At 69.3% G+C, this 3,659-nt stretch carries 2 protein-coding genes; both read left to right on the forward strand.

The annotated features are described in order from the left end of the window. On the forward strand, positions 1 to 2,154 hold a 2,154-nt coding region (ptsP, locus tag KH616_RS22925; protein ID WP_292252189.1), incomplete at its 5' end, for a phosphoenolpyruvate--protein phosphotransferase. 93 nt (positions 2,155 to 2,247) lie between these two features. Further along, the coding region (nagE, locus tag KH616_RS22930) for an N-acetylglucosamine-specific PTS transporter subunit IIBC (protein ID WP_292252190.1) at positions 2,248 to 3,659 on the forward strand (1,412 nt) is incomplete at its 3' end.

Raw genomic sequence — 3,659 nt, forward strand, 5'->3', positions numbered from 1 at the left:
CCGGGCGGCGTCGTGATCGCGGGCGAGTCGGTGCTGCTGACGTTGCGCGCCAAGCGCGACGCAGAGGCAGGCGCGGGCACGGGGGCGGGCACGGGCATGGGCGCGGGTGCGACGACCGAAGCGCACCGTCCGATCGTGCTGACGCAACCGGGCGGCCTGCATGCCCGGCCCGCCGCACGTGCGCGCGAGGCGGCGCGTGGTTTCGACGCACGCGTCGAAGTGCACTTCGGCGGCCGCAAGGCGCCGATCGAAAGCGTGGTCGGCCTGCTGGGTCTTTGCGCCGGCGAGCATGCGACGATCGAACTGGTCGGCCGGGGCGTGCAGGCGCAGCAGGCGGTCGATGCCGTCGCCCGCGAACTGCTGCGCGAAGCGCATGGCGAAGCCGAGGAAACCCCGGCACGCACGATGTCGCCTGCACCGCAACCGGCCGTGCCGGAGGCTGCCGCACCGCTCGCGCCGAACATGCTCGCCGGCGTGTGCGCGGCGCCGGGCATCGCGATCGGTACGCTGGTGCACTGGGGCGATGCGGACATCACGCCGCCCGAGCAGGCGAGCGGCACGCCCGCGGCGGAAAGCCGGATGCTCGACAAGGCGCTCGCCGCCGTCGATGCGGAACTCGACGAAACCGTGCGCCGCGCCTCGCAGCGCGGTTCGGTCGGCGAGGCCGGGATCTTCGCGGTGCATCGCGTGCTGCTCGAGGATCCGACGCTGATCGATGCGGCGCGCGACCTGATCAGCCTCGGCAAGAGCGCGGGCCACGCATGGCGCGCGACGATCCGCGAACAGATCGACGCGCTGTCGAAACTCGACAACACGCTGCTCGCGGAGCGCGCGGCGGACCTGCGCGACATCGAGAAGCGCGTGCTGCGCGCGCTCGGTCATGCGGGCGGCACGGTGCGCGCGTTGCCGGGCGAGGCGGTGCTGGCCGCCGAGGAATTCACGCCGTCCGACCTGTCGTCGCTCGATCGCGAACGCGTGACCGCACTTGTGATGGCGCGCGGCGGCGCGACGTCGCACGCGGCGATCATCGCGCGCCAGCTCGGCATTCCGGCACTCGTCGCGGTCGGCGACGCGCTGTATGCGATTCCGGACGGCACGCAGGTTGTCGTCGATGCGAGCTCGGGGCGTCTCGAACAGGCGCCGTCCGCACTCGACGTCGAGCGCGCGCGGCTCGAATGCCGGCGGCTTGCCGGCGTGCGCGACGCGAACCGGCGCACCGCGTGCGAAGCCGCCACGACGGCCGACGGCCGGGCGATCGAAGTCGCCGCGAACATCGCGACGCTCGACGACGCCCGCGTCGCGGTCGACAACGGTGCGGATGCGATCGGCCTGTTGCGCACCGAGCTGATGTTCATCCACCGGCAGGCGGCGCCGACGGTGGACGAGCATCGGGACAGCTATCAGGCGATCGTCGACGCGCTGCACGGCCGCACCGCCATCATCCGCACGCTCGATGTCGGCGCGGACAAGGAAGTCGATTACCTGACGCTGCCGCCCGAGCCGAATCCGGCGCTCGGCCTGCGCGGCATCCGTCTGGCGCAGGTGCGTCCGGATCTGCTCGACGATCAGCTGAAGGCCCTGCTCGCGGTGAAGCCGTTCGGTGCGGTGCGCATCCTGCTGCCGATGGTGACCGATGCGGGCGAGCTGGTGCGGCTGCGCAAGCGCATCGACATGTTCGCGCACGAAATGGGCCGCACGGAGCCGGTCGAAGTCGGTGTGATGGTCGAAGTGCCGTCGGCGGCGCTGCTTTCCGATCAACTCGCGCGAGCGGCGGATTTCCTGTCGATCGGCACCAACGACCTGACCCAGTACACGCTCGCGATGGACCGCTGCCAGGCCGATCTCGCCGCGCAGGCGGACGGCCTGCATCCGGCGGTGCTGCGCCTCATCGACATCGCGGTGCGCGGCGCGCAGCAGCACGGCAAGTGGGTCGGCGTATGCGGCGCGCTCGGCGGCGATCCGCTCGCCGTGCCGATTCTCATCGGCCTCGGCGTGACCGAGTTGTCGGTCGATCCGGTATCGGTGCCGGGCATCAAGGCGCGCGTGCGCCGCCTCGACTACCGTCAGTGCCGTCTGCGCGCGCAGGATCTGCTCGCCCTCGATTCGGCTCAGGCGGTCAGGGCTGCCAGCCGCGAGATCTGGCCGTTCGACTGAACGCCGCAGCCGGATGCGCACGCGGCTTCGGCATGGAGGCCGCTTCAACAAGAAAGCAATGAGATCGATACGAGACAAGGACTGGAGGACTGAATGAACGGGCATCCGTTTCTGAGGATACAAAGCCTGGGCCGGGCGTTGATGCTGCCGATCGCGGTGCTGCCGGTGGCCGGCATCCTGCTGCGCCTCGGCCAGCAGGACGTGCTCAACATCAAGATGATTGCCGACGCGGGCGGCACGGTCTTCGAGAACCTCCCGCTGCTGTTCGCGATCGGCGTCGCGGTCGGTTTCGCGAAGGACAACAACGGCGTTGCGGCGCTTGCGGGCGCGATCGGCTACCTGATCGAAACCGCGGTCATGAAGGACATCGATCCGAAGCTGAACATGGGCGTGCTGTCGGGGATCATCGCGGGCGTGACGGCGGGGCTGATGTACAACCGCTTCAAGGACATCAGGCTGCCCGACTATCTCGCATTCTTCGGCGGCAAACGCTTCGTGCCGATCATCACCGGCCTCGTCTGCGTGCTGCTCGGCATCCTGTTCGGCTACATCTGGCAACCGGTCCAGCACGCGATCGATACGGCCGGCCAATGGCTGACGACAGCCGGTGCGCTCGGGGCGTTCGTGTTCGGCTTTCTGAACCGGCTGCTGCTCATGACGGGGCTGCACCACATCCTCAACTCGCTGGCCTGGTTCGTGTTCGGCAACTTCACGTCGGCGACGGGTGAGCTCGTGCACGGCGACCTGCATCGCTTTTTCGCGGGCGATCCGAGCGCGGGCGGCTTCATGGCCGGCTTCTTCCCGATGATGATGTTCGGCTTGCCGGCCGCGTGCCTCGCGATGCTGCACGAAGCGCCGAAGGCGCGCCGCGCGATGGTCGGCGGGCTGCTGCTCTCGATGGCGCTGACGTCGTTCCTGACCGGCGTGACCGAGCCGATCGAATTCAGCTTCATGTTCCTCGCACCGGTGCTGTACGTGATCCATGCGGTGCTGACGGGGCTGTCGCTCGCGATCTGCCAGCTGCTCGGCGTGAAGCTCGGCTTTACGTTCTCGGCGGGCGCGATCGACTATGTGCTGAACTACGGCCTGTCGACGAAGGGCTGGTATGCGATTCCGCTCGGGATCGCATACGGCGTTGTTTACTACGGGCTGTTCCGCTTCTTCATCCGCAGGTTCAACATGGCGACGCCGGGCCGTGAACCGGCATCCGCCGACGATCCGGCCGCGCCGCAGGCATCCGGCGGCGTCGCCGCACCGGCCGCCGGCGCGGCAGTGCCGCGCGCGCATCGCTATATCGCGGCGCTCGGCGGCGCGGACAACCTGACGGTCGTCGACGCGTGCACCACACGTCTGCGCCTGTCGGTCGTCGATCCGGACAAGGTGTCGGAGGCCGCGCTGAAGACGGCCGGCGCGCGTGGTGTGCTCAAGCGCGGCGGCAGCAGCGTGCAGGTGATCATCGGGCCGGAGGCGGACATCATCGCCGACGAGATGCGGACCGCGATCGG

Source organism: Burkholderia sp. (genome assembly GCF_018375725.1).
Taxonomy (GTDB): domain Bacteria; phylum Pseudomonadota; class Gammaproteobacteria; order Burkholderiales; family Burkholderiaceae; genus Burkholderia.